Source organism: Corallococcus sp. M7, assembly GCF_054512695.1.
In genome coordinates, this window is sequence record NZ_CM137252.1 from 7157340 (window position 1) to 7181083 (window position 23744).

A 23744-nucleotide genomic window follows, 5' to 3' on the forward strand; every position below is an offset into this window, starting at 1 on the left:
CCCCAGGTTTCGAAGGACGGCTCCATGAGCACTGACACCCCCGAAGTGGATGGCATCGCGGTCATCGGCCTGGGTGGCCGGCTTCCCGGCGCGAAGACCATCGCCGAGTTCTGGAAGAACCTCACCGGCGGCGTGGAGAGCATCACGTTCTTCACCGACGAGGAGCTCATCGCGGAGGGCGCGGACCCGGCCATGGTCCGCGCGCCCAACTACGTGAAGGCCCGCGGAACGCTGGGCGACACGGACCAGTTCGACGCGGCCTTCTTCGGGATGAACCCCCGCGAGGCCGCGCTGATGGACCCGCAGCACCGCGTCTTCCTGGAGTGCGCGTGGGAGGCCATGGAGAGCGCCGGCTACAGCCCGGAGCGCCAGCCCGGCCGCGTGGGCGTGTTCGGCGGCATGAGCATGAACACGTACCTGCTCTCCAACCTGTACTCGCACCTGGCGCACGTCGCGTCGGTGGAGAGCCTCCAGGCGTCCATCGGCAACGACAAGGACAGCCTCACGACCGAAGTGGCGTACCGCATGGACCTGAAGGGGCCGGCCGTCACGGTCCAGTCCTCGTCCTCCACGTCGCTCACGTGCATTCACTACGCCTGCCAGAGCCTCCTGTCGTTCGAGTGCGACATGGCGCTGGCCGGCGGCGTGTCCATCCACTTCCCGGAGAAGGCGGGCTACCTGTACCACGAGGGTGGCACCACGGCGCCGGACGGCCACTGCCACACCTTCGACGCGGAGGCCGCGGGCTTCGTCGCCGGCCACGGCGCGGCGGTGGTCGCGCTCAAGCGCCTGTCGGACGCGCTCAAGGACGGTGACACCGTCTACGCGGTGGTGCGCGGCTCGGCGGTGAACAACGACGGCTCGCAGAAGGTCAGCTACATGGCCCCGGCCGTCGCGGGCCAGGCGGAGGTCATCGCGCTGGCGCAGGCCGTCGCGGGCGTGGATCCGGACTCCATCGGCTACGTCGAAGCGCACGGCACGGCGACCAAGGTCGGTGACCCCATCGAGGTCGCGGCGCTCACGCAGGCCTTCCGCCAGGGCACGGACAAGAAGAACTTCTGCGCGCTGGGCTCGGTGAAGAGCAACATCGGCCACCTGGACTCGGCGGCGGGCGCGGTGGGCTTCATCAAGGCGGCCCTCACGCTGCACCACAAGGTGATTCCCCCCAGCCTCAACTTCAAGACGCCCAACCCGGCGTGCGACTTCCCCAACAGCCCGTTCTACGTGAACACGGAGCTGCGCGACTTCCCTCGCGGTGAGACGCCGCGCCGCGCGGGCGTCACGTCGCTGGGCATGGGCGGCACCAACGCGCACGCCATCCTGGAGGAGGCGCCGGAGCTGCCCGCCACCGACAAGGCCCGTCTGCCCGCGCAGGTGGTGCTGCTGTCCGCGCGCACGGAGAACTCGCTGGAGGTCGCCACGGACCGGCTGGCCGCGCACCTGCGCGAGAACCCGAACGTGGACCTGGCGGACGTGGCGTACACGCTCCAGGTGGGCCGCAAGCGCTTCGGCAAGCGCCGCGCGGTGGTGGCGCGCACCACGGCGGAACTGGCCTCCGCGCTGGCGGAGCGCACCCCGGGCCGCGTGTTCAGCGGCAGCGCGGAGAACAGCGGCCGTCCGGTGATGTTCATGTTCTCCGGGCAGGGCTCGCAGTACGTGGACATGGGCCGCGAGCTGTACGAGACGGAAAGCGCCTTCCGCGCCCAGGTGGACACCTGCGCGGAGAAGCTCAAGCCGCACCTGGGCCTGGACCTGCGCACGGTGCTCTACCCGGCCGCGGAGTCCCGCGAGCTGGCGTCGGAGCGCCTCAAGCAGACGGACCTCACCCAGCCCGCGCTCTTCGTCATCGAGTACGCGCTCGCGAAGCTCTGGGAGTCGTGGGGCGTGACGCCACACGCGATGGTGGGCCACAGCATCGGTGAGTACGTGGCGGCGTGCCTCGCGGGCGTGTTCAGCCTGGACGACGCGCTGGCGCTGGTGGCCGCGCGCGGCCGGCTGATGCAGTCGCTGCCCGCGGGCTCCATGCTCGCGGTGTCGCTGCCGGAAGAGCACGTCACGCCCATGCTGCCCGAGGGCCTGTCCGTGGCGGCGGTGAACAGCCCGGCCACGTGCGTGGTCGCCGGCCCCACGCCGCTCATCGACGCGTTCGTGGAGACGCTGAAGCTCCAGGGCCTGGCGTCCTCGCGGCTGCACACGTCGCACGCGTTCCACTCCGCGATGATGGACCCCATCCTGGACGCCTTCCGCGAGGCGGTGCGTAAGGTGGCCCGGAAGGCGCCGACGAAGCCGTACCTGTCCAACGTCACCGGCACCTGGGTGACGGCCGAGCAGGCCACGAGCCCCGACTACTGGGCGAAGCACCTGCGCGGCGCGGTGCGCTTCGCGGACGGCGTGGGCGAGCTGCTCAAGGAGTCCGACGCCATCCTGCTGGAGGTGGGCCCGGGCAACACGCTCGTCACGCTGGCGCGGCAGCACCCGGACAAGGGCGCGAAGCACGCGCTGATCAACTCGCTGCGCCACCCGAAGGAGCAGGTCGCGGACCTGGACCACGTGCTGGCCACGCTGGGCCGGCTGTGGCTGGAGGGCGTGGAGGCGGACTGGGACGCGTTCCGTGGCGGTGAGAAGCGCCGCCGCATCGCGCTGCCCACGTCCCCCTTCGAGCGCCAGCGCCACTGGGTGGACCCGCGCAAGGAGACCGCCGCCGACGGCGAGCGCGCCGAGTGGGCGTCCGCGGACCAGAAGCAGCCCGTGGCCCGCTGGTTCTACCTGCCGTCGTGGCAGCGCGCGCTGCCGTCGCCACAGGGCACCTGGAGCGAGAAGAAGGCCACCTGGTGGCTGCTGCTCCCGGACGACTCCAACGAGGGCCTGGGCGCGCGGCTCGCGCTCAAGCTGGGCGAGGCCGGCCAGGACGTGGTGCGCATCACCCCGGCCGCCGTCACCGCGAAGCACGACGAGCACCACTGGTCGCTCGCGCTGGGCGGCGAGGCCACGGTGCTGGAGGCGCTCACCGCGCAGGGCCGCGCTCCGGACCACGTGCTGCACCTGGGCACGCTGGGCCTGGACGACGCGCACGGCGAGGCGGACTTCGAGTCCGCGCTGGGCAAGGGCTTCCTGGGGCTGTTGTCCCTGGCGCAGGCCCTGGGCCGTCAGCCGGGCACGCGTCCCGTGTCGCTGGTCGCGGTGACGAACCGCATGCAGGCGCTGGGCGACGAGGCGCCCAACCCGGAGCTGGCCACGGTGCTGGGCCCGGTGCGCGTGATTCCCCAGGAGTACGGCCACCTGTCCGCGAAGGCCGTGGACGTGCGCCTGCCGCCCTCCGGCAGCTGGCAGGAGACGGCGCTGGTGGAGGCCCTGCTGTCCGAGGCCGCCACGCCGTCCAAGCTGGAGACCGTCATCGCGTACCGGGGCGGGGCCCGCTGGGTCCAGCACTTCGAGCACGTGCCGGCGGACGCGCCGCGCGCGGCCCAACTGCCGCTGCGCGACGGGGGCGTGTACCTGCTCATCGGCGGCTTCGGCACGCTGGGCTTCTCCCACGCGAAGTCGCTGGCGAAGCGCGCGAAGGCGAAGCTGGTGCTCGCGGGCCGCACGGCGCTGCCGGAGCGCTCGCAGTGGGACGCGCACCTGTCCGCGCATGGCGAGGACGACGCCGTCTCCCGCCGCATCCGTCAGGTGCGCGAGCTGGAGGCGCTGGGTGCCCACGTGCACACCCTCTCCGTGGACGCGGGCAACAAGGTCCAGGTGAAGGAGGCCGTGGACGCGGCGCTGACGCACTTCGGCGCGCTGCACGGCGTGGTGTTCGCGGCGGGTGACGTGGGCCAGGCGCTCTTCCGCGCCATCCCGGACACGCGCCCCGAGGACGTGCGCGACACCTTCCACGGCCGCGTGCGCGGGCTGTACGCGCTGGAGGAGGCGGTGCGCGGACGCGCGCTGGACTTCTGCGTGCTGTCGTCGTCGCTGGCGGCGGTGCTGGGCGGACTGGGCCTGGCGTCGTACTCGGCGGCCACGTCCTTCATGGACGCGTTCGCCACGAAGCAGGCGCAGACGTCGCCGGTGCCGTGGATGAGCGTGGGCTGGGACGCGTGGCAGTACGAGTCCCGCGCGGGCGGCGCGCAGAGCCCGTTCGGCGCGCTGGCCATCACGGCTTCGGAGGGCGAGGACGCCTTCGAGCAGCTCTTCCAGCTGGGCGCCATCTCCCACGTGGCCGTGTCCACGAGCAACCTGCGCGCCCGCGCGCGCAAGTGGGCCCAGCCGGCCGCCGCGCAGGAGAAGGCGGAGGCGAAGCAGGAGGCGGGTTCCTCCCTGGGCACCACGCCCCGGCCCGCGCTCCAGAACGCCTACGTGCCGCCCCGTGACGAGCTGGAGGAGAAGATCGCCCGCCTCTGGCAGACGACGCTGGGCATCGACCAGGTCGGCGTGCACGACAACTTCTTCGAGCTGGGTGGCAACTCGCTCGTCGGCGTGAAGCTGATTGCCCGCGTGCGCGAGCAGTTCGGCGTCGCGCTGCCGGCCGTCACCCTCTACGAAGGCCCCACCGTGGGGGCGCTGGCGAAGCTGCTCAAGGCCGCCAGCGGCAGCGAGGACACGGAAGCCGCGCCCGAGGAGACCGAGGCGCTCAGCCGCGGGGAGCGCCGCCGTGCGCGCCGCGCGAACCGCCGGGGCGACAGCGCCTCCGACGAGGAGTAGCCGTCCCCTCCCCCCACCTTTCGCCGCCCGAGCAACCCCATGTCCGCTGAATCGAACATCGACGCGCAGGCCATCGCCATTGTCGGCATGGCCGGACGTTTCCCCGGCGCTCCCGACCTGGACTCCTTCTGGAAGAACCTGCGCGATGGCGTGGAGTCCATCCAGCCCGTCCCCGACGCGGAGCTGGAGAAGCTGGGCGTGGACCCCGTCCTGCGCAAGGACCCGCGCCACGTGAAGGCCAGCGCCGCATTGGCCGGCATGGAGCTGTTCGACGCGGGCTTCTTCGGCTTCACACCCCGCGAGGCGGAGCTGATGGATCCGCAGCATCGCGTCTTCCTGGAGTGCGCGTGGGAGGCGCTGGAGAAGGCGGGCCACACGCCGGAGGGCTTCGACGGCTCCATCGGCGTGTTCGCGGGCGCGGCCACCAACACGTACCTGGTGTTCCACCTGGTCCCCAACTTCGACCAGTTGAGCGGCATGGACCAGGTGCAGGTGGACGTGAACAACGGTGGCGACTTCCTGGCCACCCGCGTCGCGTACAAGCTCAACCTGCGCGGCCCCAGCTACTCCATCACCAGCGCGTGCTCCACGTCGCTCGTGGCCACGCACGCGGCCTGCCAGAGCCTCTTGAATGAAGAGTGCGACCTGGCCCTGGCCGGTGGCGTGTCCGTGCACGTGAAGCACCCGGAGGGCTACCCCTTCGTGCCCGGCGGCATCGTGTCCCCGGACGGCCACTGCCGCGCGTTCGACGCGAAGGCGGAGGGCACGGTGTTCGGCAGCGGCGTGGGCGTGGTGGTGCTCAAGCGGCTGGCGGACGCCATCGAAGACGGCGACCACATCCACGCCATCATCAAGGGCAGCGCCATCAACAACGACGGCGCGCTGAAGGTGGGCTTCACCGCCCCCAGCGTGGAGGGCCAGGCCACCGTCATCACCGAGGCCCTGGGCGCGGCGGGCGTGGCGCCGGAGACCATCGGCTACCTGGAGGCGCACGGCACCGGCACGAAGATGGGCGACCCCATCGAGGTGCGCGCGCTCAACAAGGCGTTCAAGTTCCGCTCGGCGGCGGCGAAGGCGAACCCGCCCAGGATTCCGGTGGGCTCGCTCAAGAGCAACATCGGCCACCTGGCCAACGCGGCCGGCGTGTCCAGCCTCATCAAGGCGGTGATGACGCTGGAGAACCGGCAGATTCCGCCCAGCCTCCACGTGACGGAGGTGAACCCGGAGATTCCGTTCGCGGGCGGTCCGTTCTTCGTCAACACGAAGCTCGCCGACTGGCAGGCGAACCCCAAGCACCCGCGCCGCGCGGGCGTGAGTTCCTTCGGTGTGGGCGGCACCAACGCGCACGTCGTGCTGGAGGAGGCCCCGGCCCTTCCGCCGTCCGGCGCGTCCCGTCCGGCACAGTTGCTGGTGCTGTCCGCGAAGAGCGACGCGGCGCTGGACGCGGCGACGAAGAACCTGGCCGCGCACCTGAAGGCGCACCCCGCGCAGGCGCTGGCGGACGTGGCCTTCACGCTCCAGACGGGCCGTCAGGCCATGGCGAAGCGGCGCGTGCTGGTATGCCGCGACCGCGATGACGCGCTCGCCGCGCTGGAGGTGGAGAACAGCCCCCGCCAGTGGACGCACGCGCCGGACGTGCACGAGCGGCCGGTGGCCTTCCTGTTCCCCGGTCAGGGCTCGCAGTACGTGGGCATGGCGCGCGACCTGTACGCGTCCGAGCCGACCTTCAAGCGGCACCTGGATGCATGCGCGGACAAGCTGACGTCGCACCTGGGCCTGGACCTGCGCACGGTCCTCTTTCCGGAGGCCTCCAAGGCGGAAGCGGCGACGCAGGCGCTGACGCGCACGGAGCTGACGCAGCCCGCGCTCTTCGCCGTGGAGTACGCGCTGGCGAAGCTGTGGATGGCCTGGGGCGTGAAGCCCTCCGCGATGCTGGGACACAGCATCGGTGAGTACGTGGCCGCGTGCCTCGCGGGCGTGTTCACCCTGGACGACGCGCTGGCGCTGGTGGCCGCGCGCGGCAAGCTGATGCAGGGGCTGCCTTCCGGCGCCATGCTGTCCGCGAAGCTGGAGGAGTCCGCGCTCAAGCCGCTGCTGCCCGCGGACATCAGCGTGGCGGCGGTGAACGCGCCGGGCTTCACCGTGGTCGCGGGCCCCACCGACGCGGTGGACGCGCTCCAGGCGAAGCTGGAGGCGCAGGGCGTGGAGGTGTCGCGGCTGCACACGTCGCACGCGTTCCACTCCGCGATGATGGACCCCATCCTCGCGACCTTCACCGCGCGCGTGCGTCAGGTGAAGCTCAACGCGCCTGGCCTGCCCTTCCTGTCCAACGTGACGGGCACCTGGATTGAAGCGGCGCAGGCGACGGACCCGGGCTACTGGGCCACGCACCTGCGGCAGGCCGTGCGCTTCTCCGCGGGCCTCCAGGAGCTGTCCCGCAAGTGGCCGCAGGCGGCGCTGCTGGAGGTGGGCCCCGGCACGGTGCTCGCCACGCTGGCGAAGCAGCAGCCGGGCGCGGAAGCCCGCGTGATCATCTCCTCCACGCGCCACCCGCGTGAGCAAGCGCCGGACCTCCAGGTGCTCCTGGGCGCGCTGGGCCGGCTGTGGCTCAACGGCGTGACGGTGGACTGGAAGGGCTTCGCGGCCAACGAGCAGCGCCGCCGCGTGCCACTGCCCACCTACCCCTTCCAGCGCGAGCGCTACTGGATCGACGCGAAGCCGCTGGGCGGTGGCGCCCGCGCGGACGCGCCCGCGTCGCTGGCGAAGCGCCCGGACGTGGCGGACTGGTTCTACGCGCCGTCGTGGAAGCTGTCCCCGCTGCCCAAGGCGAAGGACGCGGCGGGCGCGGGCTGGCTGGTGCTCGCGGATGACACCGGCGTGGCGGAGGCCCTGGCGCCGAAGCTGAACGGCGACGTCTTCCGCGTCGTCCCCGGCGCGCGCTTCGAGCAGCGCCCGGACGGCACCTTCACGGTGGATCCGGCGCGCCGCGAGGACTACTGCGCCGTGCTGGAGGCGCTGAAGAAGCAGGGCCGCGCGTTCTCCAACGTGGTGCACCTGTGGAGCCTGTCGCGCGAGCCGGCGCCCCAGGAGAAGGCGCTGGACCTGGGCTTCCACAGTCAGCTGTTCCTCGCCCGCGCCCTGGGCGACACGGGCCACATCGAGCCGCTCACCTGGTCCGTGGTGACCAGCCGCTCCGCCCGCGTGGAGCAGGCGGACGCGCAGCTGCCGGAGCAGGCGCTGCTGGTGGGCCCCACGCGCGTGCTGCCGCAGGAGTACCCGAACCTCTCCTGCCGCTTCGTGGACGTGGTGCCCGGCGACGTGGGCGCGGTCGCGAACCGGTTGGCCGCGGAGCTGAATGCCGAACCGCGTGACGCGGTGGTGGCCCTGCGTGGCCGCCAGCGCTGGGTGCAGACCTTCGAGCCCGTGCGCCTGGAGGCGGCCGGCGCGGAGGTGCTGCGCGACGGCGGCGCGTACCTCATCACGGACGGCCTCACCGGCATCGGCCATGCGCTGGCGTCCGAGCTGGCCACGGTGCACCACGCGAAGCTGACGCTGGTGGAGACGCCGGACTTCCCCAGCCGCGGCCAGTGGACGGCATGGGTGGAGAAGCACGGCGTGCAGGACGCGGTGTCCCGCCGCATCCAGCGCGCGCTGGCCCTGGAGCGCACGGGCGTGGAGATGCTGGTGCTGCCCGCGTCCCTCACCGACGTGGAGTCCATGCGCGGCGTGGTGGACGCGGCGGTGGCGCGCTTCGGCCGCGTCGACGGCGTCATCCACGCGGCGGGCGGCATGCAGGGCGCCACGCTGGGCACCATCGCGGAGACGGGCCCGGACGAGTGCGCCTGGCACTTCCGCCCGCAGGTGCACGGCGTGCGCGTGCTGGAAGAGGTGCTCCCGAAGGAAGGCCCCGCGTTCTGCCTCCTCGTGTCCTCCCTGTCGTCCGTGCTGGGCGGCCTGGGCCAGGTGGCGCAGGCCTCCGCCAGCGCCTTCATGGACGCGTTCGCGGAAGCGCGCACGGAGGGCTTCGCCTACCCGTGGCTGAGCGTGGACTGGGACGCGTGGCAGTTCGCGGACGCGCAGGCCATGGCGGAGCTGTCCCCCACGCTGGCCCAGTTCGCCATCCAGCCCGCCGAAGGCCTGGAGGCGCTGCGCCGCGCGCTGTCGCACGGCGAGAGCGGCCGGCTCGCGGTCTCCACCGGTGACCTGGCCGCGCGCCGCCGTCAGGGCCCGCGTCCCGCGAAGACGGAGAAGGGCAAGAAGGACGCGGCGAAGGGCAACAAGCACGCGCGCCCCTCCATCCTCACGCCCTACGCCGCGCCTCGCACGGAGCTGGAGAAGACCGTCGCGGGCATCTGGGAGCAGGTGCTGGGCATCGACGGCATCGGCATCAACGACAACTTCTTCGAGCTGGGCGGCCACTCGCTCTTGGCCACGCAGCTGCGCAACCACATCCACGCGGTGCTGAAGGTGGACCTGTCGCTGCGCGGCCTCTTCGAGACGCCCACCGTCGCGGGCGTCGCCGGGCGCGTGGAGCAGGAGCTGGGCAAGCGCGCGGCCTCCACGGAGAAGCCCATCGCGGAGCGCCTGCGCACCGCGTTCCCCACCGAGCGCCCCGCCCTGCTCACCGAGTACCTGCGCCACCACATCTCGGAAGGCCTGCGCATCCCGCTGGACAAGCTGCCCGCCGACGGCAGCCTCAAGGGCTACGACCTGCACGCGCTGGGCGCGGAGCTGGAGTACGACCTGCGGCAGGACTTCAAGTTCCAGCTCTACCCCCACGAGGTGCAGGCGCACCCGTCCATCCCGGAGCTGTCCAAGTACCTGCTGGTGGAGATGGACCGACTCCAGGACCCGCAGCGCTTCGCGGAGAACAAGCCGCTGTCCGCGTACCCGCTGAAGCCCTACCGCGCCCAGACGTCCGGCGTGCAGCGCACCAACACGGCGAAGAAGAACCCGCCCATGGTGTTCGTGCACTCCAGCCCGCGCGCGGGCTCCACGCTGTTCCGCGTGATGCTCGCGGGACACCCGCGGCTGTTCTGCCCGCCGGAAGTGAACCTGCTCTTCTTCGAGGGCATGCGCGAGTGGCGCGAGAACATCGGCTTCGGCTCCGAGATGGAGTGGACCACGGGCGGCCTGCAGTGGGCGCTCATGGAGCTGGAGAAGCTGGACTCGCCCGCCGGCGCCGCGCTGGTGGACCGGCTGGTCGCGGAGGACGTGTCCGCGCAGGACGTCTACCGCCGCCTCCAGGAGAAGTCCTCGCCCCGGCTGCTCGTGGACAAGACGCCCACGTACGCCATGGACGTGGAGACGCTGGAGCGCGCGGAGCGGATGTTCGAGGGCAACAAGTACATCTACCTCTACCGCCACCCGCTCCCGGTGATGGAGTCCATCCTCCGGATGCGCTTCGACCGCCTCTTCGCCGCCGGCCTCTTCGGCGACGCGGACGTGGACCCCTACGTGGTGGCGGAGACGGTGTGGGCCCTGTCCAACCGGAACCTGCTCAACTTCTTCGACGGCATCGGGAAGGACCGCTGCCACTGGGTGCGCTACGAGGACCTGGTCGCGGACCCCACGAAGGTGATGACCGGCGTGGCCCACTTCCTGGGGCTCGAGTTCGACGAGCGCATGGTCCAGCCGTACGACGGCAAGAAGGACCGCATGATGGGCGGCCTGGGCGACCCGAACATCCTCCAGCACCAGGGCATCGAGAAGAAGATGGGCGAGTCCTGGAAGCGCATCAAGTGGCCCCGCCCCTTCGACGCCTCGACCCACGCGGTGATCGAGCGGCTGGGCTACTCCGTGGAGGGCGCCACGCCCACGCAGCCCCTGGTGGCCGCGCAGCCGGTGGCCACGCCCGCCGCGAAGCAGAAGGTCACGGCGGCCGAAGCGGAGAAGCTGCTGGAGAACATGGACCAACTGTCGGACGAACAGGTGGCGGAGCTGCTCGCGGTGCTGGAAGACGCGGGCGGCGGTGACGGTGGAAGCAGCAGCAGCGAGGACGCGGCCTGAACATGACGCCCGAAGAGAAGCGAGCACGCCTGGCCCAGCTCCTGAAGGACAAGTCGCGCCCAGCCTCGAAGCAGGCGCCCCTGTCCTTCGCGCAGGAGCGGATGTGGTTCCTGGACAAGTGGAGCCCCGGCAGCGCGGCCTTCCACATGCCCACCGCGGTGCGCCTGACAGGCACCGTGGACACGGACGCGCTGCGCCGCGCCCTGGCCCTGCTGGTGGAGCGGCACGACACGCTGCGGACCACCTTCCAGGAGCGTGAAGGCGGCGCCGCGCAGGTCATCGCCGCCACGGGCGAGGTGCCGCTGGAGGTGATGGACCTCCAGGGGCTGCCGGTGACGGAGCGCGAGGCCGAAGCCCAGCGGCGCGTGGTGACGCTCGCGCAGCAGCCGTTCAGCCTGGAGCAGGGCCCGCTCTTGCGCGCGGTGCTGATGCTCCTGGGCAACGGAGAGCAGGTGCTGCTGATTGATCAGCACCACATCGTCTCCGACGGCTGGTCCATGGGCGTGCTCGTGCACGAGCTGGCCGTGCTCTATCGAGCCTGCCTGGAGGGCCAGCCCTCGCCGCTCAAGCCCCTGCCCCTTCAGTACGCGGACTGGGCGGCGTGGCAGAAGGAGTGGCTCCAGGGCGCGGAGCTGGAGCGCCAGCTCACCTACTGGAAGAACCGCCTCAACCCCAACGCGCTGCTGGAGCTGCCGCAGGACAAGCCGCGTCCGGCGCTGATGAGCTCCAAGGGCGAGCGGCAGGTGATGCACCTGTCCCCCGCCCTCACCCAGGCGCTCAAGGCGCTGGGCCAGCGCGAGGGCCGCACGCTCTTCGTCACGCTCTTGTCCGCGTTCAACGTGCTCTTGTCCCGCTACACCGGGCAGGACGACATCGTGGTGGGCACGCCCATCGCGGGCCGTCCGCGCGCGGAGGTGGAGGGGCTCATCGGCCTGTTCGTGAACATGCTGGCGCTGCGCTCGGACCTGTCCGGCAAGCCCACGTTCAAGGAGCTGCTGAACCGCGTGCACGAGTCCACGCTGGATGCGTACGCGCACCAGGACATCCCCTTCGAGCGGCTGGTGGACGCGCTCAAGCCGGAGCGGCACCTCAGCCACTCGCCCATCTTCCAGGTGATGTTCGTCCTGCAGAACGCGCCCATGCCGGCCCTGGAGGCCCCGGGCGTGGTGATGGAGGCGAAGCCGGTGGACACCGGCACGACGAAGTACGACCTGTCGCTCCTGCTGGTGGACCTGCCGCAGGGCCTGCGCGTCACCGCCGAGTACAGCACCGACCTCTTCGAGCGCTCCACCGCGGAGCGCCTGCTGGGCCACTACCTGACGCTGCTCGAAGGCATCGTCGCGCAGCCGGACGTGCCCATCTCCCGCCTGCCGCTCCTGCCGGACGCCGAGCGCCAGCGCGTGATGCACGGCTGGAACGACACCGCCGTCACGCACCCGAAGGACGCGACGCTCACGTCGCTCATCGAGGCGCAGGTGGCGCGCACGCCGGACGCGGTCGCCCTGGAGTTCGAGGGCAGCCGCCTCACCTACCGCGAGCTGGATGCCCGCGCGAACCAACTGGCGCACGCGCTGCGCAAGCACGGCGTGGGACCGGAAGTCCGCGTGGGCCTGTGCGTGGAGCGCTCGCTGGAGATGGTGGTAGGCCTGCTGGGCACGCTGAAGGCGGGCGGCGCCTACGTGCCGCTGGATCCGGGCTACCCGCAGGAGCGCCTGGGCTGGATGCTGGAGGACGCGCGTCCGCCGGTGCTCCTGGTGCAGGAGCGGCTGCTGGCGCGATTGCCGGCGTCGGACGCGAAGGTGGTGAAGCTGGACACGGGCTGGGAGGAGATTGCCCGCGAACCCACCACCGCGCCCGCGCCCACGGCGACGCCGGACTCGCTGGCGTACATCATCTTCACGTCCGGCAGCACGGGCCGCCCCAAGGGCGCGATGAACGCGCATGGCCCGGTGGTGAACCGCCTGCTGTGGATGCAGTCCGCCTACCGGCTCACGTCCCAGGACGTGGTGCTCCAGAAGACGCCGTTCAGCTTCGACGTGTCCGTCTGGGAGTTCTTCTGGCCGCTGATGACGGGCGCGAAGCTGGTGGTCGCGAAGCCCGGCGGGCACCAGGATCCGGGATACCTCAAGGCGCTCATCTCCTCCGCGTCCGTCACCACGCTGCACTTCGTGCCGTCCATGCTCCAGGCCTTCCTGGACGAGCCGGGCGTGGCGGAGTGCACGTCGCTGAAGCGCGTGGTGTGCAGCGGTGAAGCGCTGCCCCTGGAGCTGAAGGAACTCTGCCTGCGCACGCTGCCCGGCGCGGGGCTGCACAACCTCTACGGCCCCACCGAGGCCGCGGTGGACGTGACGTTCCACGCGTGCAAGGCCAATGACGGCCGCCGCTCCGTGCCCATTGGCCGGCCGGTGGACAACACGCAAATCCGCATCCTGGACGCGGAGCTCCAGCCGGTGCCCCAGGGCGCCGCGGGCGAGCTGTACATCGGCGGCGTGCAGGTGGGGCGCGGCTATCTGGCCCGGCCCTCGCTGACGGCCGAGCGCTTCATCCCGGATCCGTACGCGACGGTGCCGGGCGCGCGCATGTACCGCACGGGCGACGTGGCGCGGTGGCTGCCGGACGGCGAGATCGAGTACCTGGGCCGCGCGGACTTCCAGGTGAAGATCCGCGGCCTGCGCATCGAGCTGGGCGAGATTGAATCCTCGCTGGAGAAGCACCCCACGGTGCGCCAGGCGGTGGTGCTCGCGCGCGAGGACCGGCCGGGCCAGAAGCGGCTGGTGGCCTACGTCACCGGCAAGGACGCGAAGCCGGAGGGCGCGGCGCTGCGCACGTACCTGCTGGAGCGGCTGCCCGAGTACATGGTGCCGTCCAACATCGTGGTGCTGGAGCGCATGCCACTCAGCCCCAACGGCAAGGCGGACCGCAAGGCACTGCCCGCGCCGGAGGCCGGTGGCGCGGATCCGTCGCGGCCCTTCGTGGCGCCGGGGACGGCCATCGAGCAGCAGATCGCCCAGGCCTGGAAGGACCTGCTCCACGTGGAGCGGGTGGGCCTGGACGACCCCTTCTTCGAACTGGGTGGCAACTCGCTGCTCGCGCTCCAGCTCCACCGCCGGTTGACGGCGGAGCTCGGCGTGACGCTGGCGCTCACGGACCTCTTCCAGTACCCCACCGTGCGGGCACTGGCGGCGCGGCTGTCGCGCCGGGAGGACACGCCCTCGGAGGACGCGGCGCAGGCGGGCCGCTCCCGTGCAGAGGCGCGACGCACGGTCAACCGCCGCGCGGGGGCCTCGCGCGGTCGGGTGGAAACGGATGGAGACGCGGATGAGTGACGCAGTGGGTGGTGGCGAGGAGCGCATCGCGATCGTCGGCCTGTCGGGCCGCTTCCCGGGTGCGCGGACGCTGGAGGGCTTCTGGGAGATGCTCCGGCGCGGCGGCGACGCGCGCCGCGTGCCCACGGACGCGGAGCTGGATGACGCGGGCGTTCCCCAGGCCCTGCGCGCCCATCCGCAGTGGGTGCGCTCCAGCTACGTGCTGGAGGGCGCCACGGAGTTCGACGCGGGCCTCTTCGGCTACAGCCCGCGCGAGGCGGAGCTGATGGACCCCCAGCAGCGCATCTTCATGGAGTGCGCGTGGGAGTCGCTGGACAACGCCGGCTACGACCCGGGCCGCTTCAAGGGCGCGGTGGCCGTCTACGCGAGCGTGAGCCTGAGCTCGTACCTGCTGCGCGCGCTGATGCGGCAGCCGGACCTGATGGACGCAGCCGGTTCGTTCGGCGTGATGCTGGCCAACGACAAGGACTACGTGGCCACGCGCGTGTCCCACCGGCTGGGCCTGCGCGGCCCCGCGGCGACCGTGCAGACGGCGTGCTCCAGCTCGCTGGTGGCGCTCCACCTAGCGTGCCAGAGCCTGCTGTCCGGCGAGAGCGACATGGCGCTCGCGGGCGGCTCGTCCGTGTCCTTCCCGCAGACGGCGGGCTACCTCTATCAGGAGGGGATGATCTTCTCGCCGGACGGCTACTGCCGCGCGTTCGACGCGAAGGCCAACGGCACGGTGCGCGGCGCGGGCGCGGCGGTGGTCGTGCTCAAGCGCCTGTCTGACGCGCTGAAGGACGGCGACACCATCCACGGCGTGCTCCTGGGCACGGCGGTGAACAACGACGGCGCGGGCAAGGTGGGCTTCACCGCGCCCAGCGTGGAGGGCCAGGCCGCGGTCATCGCGGAGGCGCTCGCCATCTCCGGCGTCACGCCGGACGACATCCAGTACGTGGAGGCCCACGCGACGGGCACCCCGCTGGGCGACCCGATTGAAGTGGCCGCGCTCAACCAGGCCTTCGGCGGCAAGGAGACGGGCCAGAAGCGCGTGGCGCTGGGCTCGCTCAAGGCGGCCATTGGCCACCTGGACGCGGCGGCCGGCATCGCGGGCGTGGTGAAGACGGTGCTCGCCATGGAGCACGGTGAGATTCCCGCGAGCCCCCACTTCGAGAAGCCCAACCCCGTCATCGACTTCGACGCGGGCCCCTTCTTCGTGCCATCGCAGCCCCGGCCGTGGACGTCCGCGAACGGACCTCGCCGCGCGGGCGTGAGCGCCTTCGGCATCGGCGGCACCAACACGCACGTCATCCTGGAGGAGGCCCCGAAGGCCGCCGCCCCCGCGCCGTCCAAGCGCGCGTGGCACGTGCTGCCCCTGTCCGCCCGCACGCCCGCGGCGCTGGACGCGGCGACGGAGCGGCTGGCCGCGCACCTGGACGCGAACCCCAACGTGGCCCTGGCGGACGTGGCCTACACGCTCCAGGTGGGCCGCCACGCGCACGAGCACCGGCGCGCGGTGGTGGTGAAGGACGTCGCGGACGCGAAGGCGGCGCTGCGGGACGCTCGGCGGTTGTTGGGCGGCTCCGGCACCAACACGCGCCGGCCGGTGGTGTTCCTCTTCTCCGGCCAGGGTTCGCAGTACGTGGACATGGGCCGGGGCCTCTACGAGCAGGAGCCCGCCTTCCGCGCGGAGGTGGATGCCTGCGCGGAGAAGCTGAAGGCCCACCTGGGCCTGGACCTGCGCACCGTGCTCTATCCGCCCGCGGACGGGCGCGAGAAGGCGACGGAGCAGCTCAAGCAGACGTCGCTCACGCAGCCCGCGCTGTTCGTCATCGAGTACGCGCTGGCGAAGCTGTGGGCGTCCTGGGGCGTGACGCCGCAGGCGATGGTGGGCCACAGCATCGGTGAGTACGTGGCCGCGTGCCTGTCGGGCGTGTTCAGCCTGGACGACGCGCTGGCGCTGGTGGCCACGCGCGGCCGGCTGATGCAGTCGCTGCCTTCGGGCTCCATGCTGTCCGTGCGGATGACGCCGGAGGCGCTGGCGCCGTTGATGGACGCGCGCATCTCCGTGGCGGCCGTGAACGCGCCGGGATTCACCGTCGTGGCGGGTCCCACCGACGCGGTGGACGCGCTCCAGGCGAAGCTGGAGGCCCAGAAGGTGGAGGTGTCGCGGCTGCACACGTCGCACGCGTTCCACTCCCACATGATGGACCCCATCGTGGAGGAGTTCCGCCAGGCGGTGGCGAAGGTCGCGCGCAAGGAGCCGAAGGACCTCTACCTGTCCAACGTCACCGGCACCTGGGTGACCCGCGAGGACGCGGTGAGCCCGGCGTACTGGGCGCGCCATCTGCGCGACGCCGTGCGCTTCCAGGACTCGGCGACGCTGTTGTTGAACGACCCGGAGCACGTCTTCCTGGAGGTCGGTCCCGGCAACGCGCTGGCCACGCTGGTGCGCCGCAACGCCCAGGAAGGCACCTTCCCGGCCATCCTCACGACGCTGCCCGCGCCGCGCGACGCCCAACAGGACGCGCTCACGCACGCAGCGGATGCGTTCGCGAAGCTGTGGCTCGCGGGCGCGAAGACGACCGCGGGCCGCGTCTACAAGGGCGAGTCCCGCCGCCGCATCCCCCTGCCCGCCTACCCCTTCCAGCGCGAGCGCTACGACCTGCTCAAGGGTCCGCCGCCCGCGATGCCTCGCGCCGCCGCCGCTCGGACCGCGACGGCGCAGGGCGTGGAGCTGACCGTCCCCGCGTGGCCGCGCACGCGCGCCTCGCCGCGGGTGCCGTCGCTCTCCGGCCAGCGTTGGCTGGTGCTGGAGGCGGACACGCCGGTGGCCGCGCGAGTGTCGGAGCGGCTGCGCCAGGCGGGCGCGGACGTGGTGTCGCTCGTCGCGGGACAGGGCGCGTCGGATCCGGTGACGAAGCGCTTCGCCGTGGATCCATCGTCCCCGGACGCGCTGGGCGAGCACCTGGAGCGCCTGAGCGGCGAGGACTGGACGCCCGCGCACATCGCGTACCTGTGGCCGCTGGTGAAGGAGCCGCGCGACCTGGAGTCGGGGCTCGCGGCGTCGTTCCACGGGCTGCTCGCGCTGGCGAAGGCCGTGGGCCCGGGCGCGGCGAAGACGGCCGTAACCCTGGACGTGGTGACCACCGGCGCCCAGGACGTCACGGGCGAGGAGCCGCTGCTGCCCTGGCAGGCGGCCGCGGTCGGTGCCAGGCGCGTGCTGCCGCAGGAGTACCCCGGCCTCACCGTGCGCGCCGTCGACGTCACCTGGCCCGCGCCGGAGGAGTCCGCGTCCGGCCCGTGGCTGGAGCGGCTGGTGACGGAGCTGGCCACTGGCAAGGACCCCGTGGTCGCGCTGCGCGGTCCGTACCGCCACGTCGAGGCATTCGAGCCCATCGACATCCCGACCTCCGCGAGCGCGGGCTCCTCGGATCCACACAGCACCCCGGCGCAGGGAGCGGCCACCAGCGCCGCATCCGGTGCCACTGCGCCAGGCTCGGCCACCAGCACCACGTCCGGGGCATCCGCGGCCACGACCGGCAGCTCGGCACAGGGCTCGTCCACGGCCGGTGCCTCCTCGCAGGCCGGCCTCAAGGACGGCGGGGTCTATGTCATCGTCGGCGGCCTGGGCCGCGTGGGCCTCGCGCTCGCGGAGCAGCTCACGCAGGCGGTGAAGCCGAAGCTCGTGCTGCTGTCGCGCCGCACGCTCCCCGCTCCCGGGGAATGGGACGCGTGGCGCGCGGGCCATGACGCGCAGGACGCGACGTCCAAGGCCATCGACCGCATGCGCGCGCTGGAGCGCTCTGGCGCACAGGTCCTGGCGCTTCGCGCGGACGCGGGCGTGCCCGGTCAGCTCGACAAGGCGATCCAGGTCGCGGAGGCGAAGTTCGGCCGCATCGACGGCGTCTTCTACGCGGCGGGCGACGGCGGCATGGCCACCCGCATCTCCGTGGCCGAGGCCACGCCGGAGGCCACCACCCCGCTGCTGTCCGGCCGCTTCGGAGGCCTCACGCAGTTGGCGGAGGCGCTGGCGTCGCGGCAGCCGGACTTCGTCGTGGTGCAGTCCTCCCTCACCGTGGTGCTGGGCGGCATGGCCGTCAGCGCGGTGGCGGCGGCGCACGCCGGCATGGACGCGGTGGCGGCACGTCAGGCCCGGCTGGGCGGCACCCGCTGGTACACCGTGGATTGGGACGTGTGGGGCGTGGGCGAGGGCTTCCGGCCCGACGCCGTCATCCCTCCCGCCGAGGGCTTCCGCCTCCTGCGCGCGCTGCTCACCCAGCCCACCGGTGGACGCTTCCTCGCGTCACTCGGGTCGCTGGAGGCGCGGCGTCAGGTGGCTCGCGACGGTGCCTCCACCTCCCGCGCGGGCGGAAGCGGCAGCGGCAAGCACCCGCGTCCTCCGCTGGCCAATGCCTTCGTCGCTCCGCGCGACGAGACCGAGGAGAAGGTCGCCGCGCTCTGGCAGGACCTGCTGGGCGTGGAGTCGGTGGGCATCACCGACAACTTCTTCGAGCTGGGCGGCCACTCGCTGCTGGGCGTGCAGCTGCTGTCGCGCATCCGCGAGGCCTTCCAGGTCGAGCTGTCCATGCGCGCCCTCTTCGAGTCCCCCACCGTGGAGGTGATGACGGTGGCCATCGTGGAGGCGAGCGCCAGTCAGCTCGACCCCGAAGCCCTGGAAGCCATGCTCGCGGAGCTGGAGCAGAGCTGAAATCCCCCCTTTGGAACGCCGGGCCCGCGCGCACTCCCGTAGTACGGTGCGCGGGCCCTTGACCCTCCTGCCCCCCAGGAGAAAGAGACGTGGAATGAGCCTCTCGCAACGCCTGACCATCACCCAGCCCATGCGGGTCTTCTGGATCACCTGGTTCGGCCAGCTCATCTCGATCCTCGGCTCCGGTCTCACGTCCTTCGGCGTGGGCGCGAAGGTGTTCCTCGACACGCGCTCCACCACGCAGTTCGCGCTGCTGTCCTTCTTCGCGCTGGCACCCATGGTGGTGCTGTCCCCCATCGCGGGGACGCTCATCGACCGCTGGGACCGCCGCCGCGCCATGCTGCTGGCGGACCTGGGCAACGGCTTCACCACGCTGCTCATCTTCAGCATGTTGCTGGCCAGCGAACGGGGGTTGTTCAAGCTGGAGACCTGGCACTTCTATCTGCCCGTCTCCCTGGGCGCGTGCTTCGGCGCCTTCCGCTGGCCGGCCTTCTTCGCCACGGTGACGCTCATCGTGCCCAAGCAGCACCTGGGCCGCGCCAACGCCATGGCGGAGGTGGCCAGCGGCGCCAGCCAGATCCTCTCCCCCATCATCGCGGGAGCGCTCATCGACAGCGTGGGCCTGAAGGGCGTGCTGACGGTGGACGTCTGCAGCTTCCTCATCGCCGTCACCACCCTGCTGATGGTCCGCTTCCCCAGGCCCATCGCCTCCGAGGCGGGCCAGCAGGGCAAGGGGTCGCTGCTCGCGGAGATGAAGCAGGGCTGGAGCTTCATCAGCGCGCGCAAGGGGCTTTTGTCCCTGATGGCCTTCACCGGCGTGGCCGTGCTGTGCATGGACCTGGTGGTGCTGCTCATCACCCCCCTGGTGCTCGCCTTCACGGACATCTCCACGCTGGGCCGCATCGCGTCCATCGCGGGCGTGGGCGCGCTCTTGGGCGGCATCGGCATGGGCGTGTGGGGCGGCGCCAAGAACCCGCTGTACGGCATCCTCGGCTTCCATGCGTTTTCGGGCGTGGTGCTCTTCATGGCCGCGCCGTCACCCAGCGTGCCGCTGGTCGCCACCGCCGCCGCGCTCTACCTGTTCACCATGCCGCCCGTGATGGCGGGCATCCAGTCCATCTGGCAGCGCAAGATTCCCGCCGACCTCCAGGGCCGCGCCGCCGCCGTGAAGCGGATGATCATCCTCTGCGTGTCGCCGCTCGCCAGCCTCATCGCGGGGCCGCTCGCGGATGACATCTTCGAGCCGGCCATGCGCGAGGGAGGCGCGCTCGCCAGCACCATGGGCCGCCTGCTGGGCGTGGGCCCGGGGCGCGGCATCGCCGTCATCTTCATCGTCCTGGGCCTGCTGACGCTCACGAACGTCGCGGCCGGGTGGCTCAACCCGCGCCTGCGCAACCTGGACAAGGAGCTGCCGGACGCGCTCCCGGACACGCCGCCCGCTCCCCCTGACGACACCGCCGCCCCCAACGCCCCCACTGCTGGAGCCTCCGCGTCATGAGCGCCGTCACCCAGATTCTGCGCATGCTGCGCATGTTGCCGTCCGCCATGGCCGTGGCCACGCCCGGCGTGGGTCCCTGGCTCGCCCGCCGCCGCTGGACGCGCGAGGAGGGCACGCTCACCCTGCCCGGCCTGCACGGCAAGGTGGAGGTGCTGCGCGACACGTGGGGCGTGCCGCACATCTTCGCCAACGACGAGCACGACCTCTTCTTCGCCCAGGGCTACGTGCATGGGCAGGACCGGCTGTGGCAACTGGAGATGGGACGCCGGCTGGTGGACGGCCGGCTCGCGACCCTGCTGGGTCCCATGGGCGTGGGCGCGGACAAGTTCCTGCTCACCATGGGCCTGCGCGATATGGCCGAGAAGTCCTGGGCGCAGGTGGACCCGGAGGCGCGCGCCATCCTGGAGGCCTACAGCGCGGGCATGAACGCGCGCATCGCCGCGGAGCCGCTGCCCTACGAGTTCACCGTGATGAACACGGCGCCCGCGCCGTGGACGCCCGTGGACTCGCTGGCGCGCGGCAACATGCTGGCGCTGATGCTGGGCGGCAACCACCGCATCGAGCTCTTCCGCGCGCGGCTGGTGGCGGCGGTGGGTGAGGAGGTGGCCAACGCGCTCCTGCCGCAGAACGCGCCGGAGACGCCCCTCATCGTCCCGAAGGAGGCGCGCCTGCCGGACCTGAAGAACGTGAAGGCGATGTCCGGCCTGGACAGCGTGGACGACGTGTTGGGCGACCCCAACATCGTCTCCGGCAGCAACAACTGGGTGGTGCACGGCCAGCGCACGAAGAGCGGCCAGCCGCTGCTCGCCAACGACGTGCACATCCCGCTGAGCATGCCGTCCACCTGGTACGAGAACGGCCTGCACGGCGGCCGCTTCCAGCACGTGGGCTTCTCCCTGCCCGGCGTGCCCATGCTGATTGTCGGCCACAATGGGAAGGTGGCCTGGGGCATGTCCAACCTGGGGCCGGACACCCAGGACTTCTACATCGAGAAGCTGGACGACCCGAAGGCGCCGAAGAAGTACCTCTACCAGGACGTCTGGCACGACCTGGACGTGCGCCGCGAGGAGATCCCCGTCAAGGGCGGCGCCCCGGTGGTGCTGGAGGTGAAGAGCACCCGGCACGGCCCGCTGATGAACGAGGTGATGGCGGAGGACCTGAAGAACAGCGAGCCCCTGGCGCTCAAGTGGGCGCACCGCGAATGCCAGCCGCTCATCAACGCCGTGCTGAAGCTCAACCTGGCGAACGACTGGGAGTCCTTCCGCGCCGCCATGAAGTGCTGGGAGGGGCCGGGCCAGAACTTCGTGTACGCGGACACGGCCGGCAACGTCGGCTACCAGGCCACGGGGAAGATTCCCGTCCGCCAGGGCCACCAGGGCCTCATCCCCATGCCGGGCTGGACGGGCGAATCCGAGTGGACGGGCTTCATCCCCTTCGAGGAGCTGCCCGCGTCCTTCAACCCGCCCGCCGGCTACGCGGCCACGGCGAACAACAAGATCACCTCCGACGACTACCCGCACCTCATCGCGCACAACTGGTTCCCGGGCTACCGCGCCAGGCGCATCACCGACCTGATCGAAGCGGGCACGCAGCACACCGTGGAGTCCATGCGGGACATCCAGGCGCAGACGTACTCGCTGCCCGCGGAGGCGCTGCGCCCCTACTTCCTGGCGGCGGCGCTCCCGGCGGACGACCTCCAGCGGCAGGCGGTGGAGGCGCTGAAGGCGTGGGACCTGCGCTTCGAGCCGGAGGCCGTGGGCGCCACGGTGTTCCAGGCCTGGTACATCGAGGTGCTGCGCAAGCTGCTCCAGCACAAGCTGGAGCCGTCGCTGGTGAAGGAATATCTGATGGGCCAGTACGAACGGCACGGCAGCCTGCACATGCCCTTCGTCATCGGCCTGATGTCCCAGCCGGACAGCGCCTGGTGGGATGACCCGAAGACGCCGGAGAAGGAGACGCGCGACGACATCCTCCGCTCGGCGCTGGGCGTGGCCATCGCGTGGCTCGCGAAGACCTACGGCCCGAAGCCGGAGGCCTGGGCCTGGGGCCAGGTGCACCAGCTCACGTACGCGCACCAGATGCTGGGCGGGCCCGCCATCCCCGGCCCCATCCGGCGCGTCTTCAACAGCCGCCCGGTGCCGGCCCGGGGCGACAACTACTCCGTGGACGGCGCCTCGTTCCTCTGGAGCCACCCGTTCAAGGTGGTCCACGGCACCGCGCTGCGGATGATTGTCGACCTGGGGGACCTGTCCCGCTCGGTGTCCATCCACTCGCCGGGGCAGTCGGAACACCTGTTCCACAAGCACCGCGACGACCTGATGGAGCTCAACCGCAAGGTGGAGTTCCACCCCATGCTCCACACGCGCCAGGCCGTGGAGCAGCACCGCGAGGCCACGCTGACGCTCACGCCCGCGGTGGCCCTGGTGGCCAAATAAAACAACCCGGACTTGAAGGCCGTCACTCCCCCCGGAGCGACAGGCCTTCAGGCCCGGGTTCCATTGCTGTTCAGGCTCCAGCGGGAGCCGGCACTCGTATTCGCGTCGAATTCCCCCTCAGAAACTCGACGCTTCCCCCTTCTATGTGCCAGCCCCTGCGGTCCCCCCCATTTCCCGCGCATGCCGCGGTGAGCTAAGAAGTCCCCCGACTCCCTGACTCACCGTGTTGCTGCTGCGCGGGCCCCCCTGCTTCCCGTGCTGCGATGAAGGAACAGTACCGGGACCCCCTGTTTCGATCTGTGAAGCGGCCCACAAGCCCGGTGTGAAGGCGTTCACACCCGCCGGACTTGTCCGCCGGACCTGGATGGGAGGCTTCCCTACCTGCATCCAGGGATTCCGGGCAGAATGGACCTCCCCTCATGTCCTACGCGCAGCTGCTGGCCGAAATCCCCATGTTCGAAAGCCTCGGCCGGGAGGACCTGGAGAACATGTCGTCGCTCCTCCAGCCCCGGCGCTTCGCGAGGGGGGAGGTCATCTTCCACCGAGGGGACGTGGGCACCGCGCTGTTCATCATCCGGCGCGGCCAGGTGGCCATCCGGCTCTCCTCCAGCGAGGGGCGTGAAATCACCCTGGCGCTGCTGGACCGGGGAGACGCGTTCGGAGAGTTGTCGCTGCTGGATGGCGAGATGCGCTCCACGGACGCGCTGGCGCGCGAGGAGTCGCATCTGCTGACGCTCCAGCGCGACGACTTCCGGCGCTACCTGGAGACGCGGCCGCAGGTGAGCCTGGCGCTCCTGGCGAACATGAGCCGGCTGGTGCGGCGCACGACGCAGCTCGTGTACGACTCGGCCTTCCTGGACGCGCGAAGCCGGCTGGTGCGGGTGCTGCTGGAGCTGGCGAAGACACAAGGGAAGCAGGCCCCCGAGGGGCTGGTCATCACGCCGAAGCTCACGCAGTCGGAGCTGGCCAACCTGTGCGGCGTCACCCGCGAGAGCGTCAACAAGTGGCTGCGCTACTACGTGCGCGAGGGGATGCTCAGCTTCGAGGGCGGGCAGATCGTCCTCCTCCAGCCGGAGCGGCTGGGACAGGACGCGGAGTAGCCG

General features: G+C 71.4%; 7 protein-coding genes. All 7 read left to right on the top strand.

Features of this window, described 5'->3' with window-relative positions:
• Positions 1–24 precede the first annotated feature (24 nt).
• The 7 genes from ACX114_RS28625 (at position 25) to ACX114_RS28655 (ending at position 23741) form a co-directional block, all read left to right on the top strand.
• Entirely contained in the window at positions 25–4683 is a 4659-nt protein-coding gene (locus tag ACX114_RS28625) for a type I polyketide synthase (protein WP_459289680.1), read from the top strand.
• A gap of 39 nt (positions 4684–4722) precedes the next feature.
• Positions 4723–10692 (top strand): beta-ketoacyl synthase N-terminal-like domain-containing protein, encoded by a 5970-nt coding sequence (locus ACX114_RS28630; RefSeq protein WP_459289682.1) that lies wholly within the window; start codon positions 4723–4725, stop codon positions 10690–10692.
• Positions 10693–10694: 2 nt separating this feature from the next.
• Entirely contained in the window at positions 10695–14018 is a 3324-nt protein-coding gene (locus ACX114_RS28635) for an amino acid adenylation domain-containing protein (RefSeq protein ID WP_459289683.1), read from the top strand.
• A complete protein-coding gene (locus ACX114_RS28640) occupies positions 14011–18708 on the top strand; it encodes a type I polyketide synthase (protein WP_459289685.1) in 4698 nt (1565 codons plus the stop codon). Before ACX114_RS28635 ends, ACX114_RS28640 begins: the two co-directional genes overlap by 8 nt.
• 94 nt (positions 18709–18802) lie before the next feature.
• Positions 18803–20206 carry an MFS transporter gene (locus tag ACX114_RS28645; RefSeq protein WP_459289687.1) on the top strand — a complete coding sequence of 468 codons (1404 nt, stop codon included), beginning with the start codon at positions 18803–18805 and terminating at the stop codon, positions 20204–20206.
• The gene (locus tag ACX114_RS28650) at positions 20203–22641 is read left to right on the top strand and encodes a penicillin acylase family protein (protein WP_459289689.1); all 2439 of its coding nucleotides are present in this window, start codon (positions 20203–20205) and stop codon (positions 22639–22641) included. The genes ACX114_RS28645 and ACX114_RS28650 overlap by 4 nt, the downstream gene beginning before the upstream one ends.
• 419 nt (positions 22642–23060) lie before the next feature.
• Positions 23061–23741 carry a Crp/Fnr family transcriptional regulator gene (locus tag ACX114_RS28655; RefSeq protein WP_459289691.1) on the top strand — a complete coding sequence of 227 codons (681 nt, stop codon included), beginning with the start codon at positions 23061–23063 and terminating at the stop codon, positions 23739–23741.
• Positions 23742–23744: the final 3 nt, after the last annotated feature.

Coding starts and splice junctions, on each gene's coding strand:
- ACX114_RS28645 (WP_459289687.1), top strand. CDS start 18,803: ATGAGCCTCTCGCAACGCCTGACCATCACCCAGCCCATGCGGGTCTTC.
- ACX114_RS28625 (WP_459289680.1), top strand. CDS start 25: ATGAGCACTGACACCCCCGAAGTGGATGGCATCGCGGTCATCGGCCTG.
- ACX114_RS28650 (WP_459289689.1), top strand. CDS start 20,203: ATGAGCGCCGTCACCCAGATTCTGCGCATGCTGCGCATGTTGCCGTCC.
- ACX114_RS28630 (WP_459289682.1), top strand. CDS start 4,723: ATGTCCGCTGAATCGAACATCGACGCGCAGGCCATCGCCATTGTCGGC.
- ACX114_RS28635 (WP_459289683.1), top strand. CDS start 10,695: ATGACGCCCGAAGAGAAGCGAGCACGCCTGGCCCAGCTCCTGAAGGAC.
- ACX114_RS28655 (WP_459289691.1), top strand. CDS start 23,061: ATGTCCTACGCGCAGCTGCTGGCCGAAATCCCCATGTTCGAAAGCCTC.
- ACX114_RS28640 (WP_459289685.1), top strand. CDS start 14,011: ATGAGTGACGCAGTGGGTGGTGGCGAGGAGCGCATCGCGATCGTCGGC.